Raw genomic sequence first — 956 nt, forward strand, 5'->3', positions numbered from 1 at the left:
GGTGCTGGCCGCACCCGCCGCGCCGGCCGGCACCCGGGGCCCCGGACTGGTCATGCTCCCCGGGGCCGGCCCGGGCCCGCTGGCCGAGCTGCGGGCCGCCGCCGAGTCCTACGCGCGGCACGGCGTCACCACGCTGATCTTCGACAAGCGCACCGACGGCTACTCGATGACCCACCGGGACTACGGGCAGCTGGCCGACGACGCCCTGGCCGCCGTCCGGCTGCTGCGCACCCGGCCCGAAGTCGCGCCGGACCGGGTCGGCCTGTGGGGCCTGTCCGAGGGCGCCTGGGCGGCCTCGCTCGCCGCCAGCCGCTCCGCCGAGGTGACGTACCTGGTCACCGCCGGCGCGGTCGGCCTCACCCCGGCCCGCCAGCAGGCCTGGGCGTACCGGGGCTACCTGCGCCACGCCGGTGTCTCCGGCTCGCTGCTCACCGCGCTCTCGGACACCTCCGTCCGGCAGCTCAGGGCCGCCGGGCTGTTCCCGGAGGCCGACTACGACCCGGTGCCGGCGTGGGAGCGGGTCCGGCAGCCGGTCCTGGCCGAGTGGGGCACGCTCGACCGCGAGGCCGCCCCCGAGGAGAGCGCGACGATCATCCGCCAGGCCCTCGACCGCGGCGGCAACACCCACTACACACTGCGCACCGTCCCCGGCGTCCGGCACAACCTGCACCTGACCCGGGACGACGGCTACGACCGGCCCGACCGGCTCCCGGCGGACTACGCCGCCGCCGAGTCCGCCTGGATCCAACGGCTCGCCACCGGCCTCCCCGAGGCCTCCGCCGACCCTGCCCCGCCCCAGGACGCCCGCAGCCGCGCGCTCGACCCGCTCCCCTGGTACGAGTCCACCTGGTTCGAGGCCGTCGCCACCCTGCTCTGCCTGACCGGCTTCGCGGGCTACGCGCTGACCGGCGCCGTCCGCCGCCTGCGCCGCCGGCCGCGCCCCGCCGCCCTGCCCC

At 78.2% G+C, this 956-nt stretch carries 1 protein-coding gene; it reads left to right on the forward strand.

Going from position 1 to position 956, the window contains the following annotated elements; all coding sequences use genetic code 11:
* Positions 1 to 956 (forward strand): S9 family peptidase (locus KS423_RS46250; protein WP_224285628.1); only part of this gene is annotated, 956 nt, incomplete at both ends.

This window comes from Streptomyces sp. LS1784 (genome assembly GCF_020103755.1).
In the GTDB taxonomy this organism is placed as follows: domain Bacteria; phylum Actinomycetota; class Actinomycetes; order Streptomycetales; family Streptomycetaceae; genus Kitasatospora.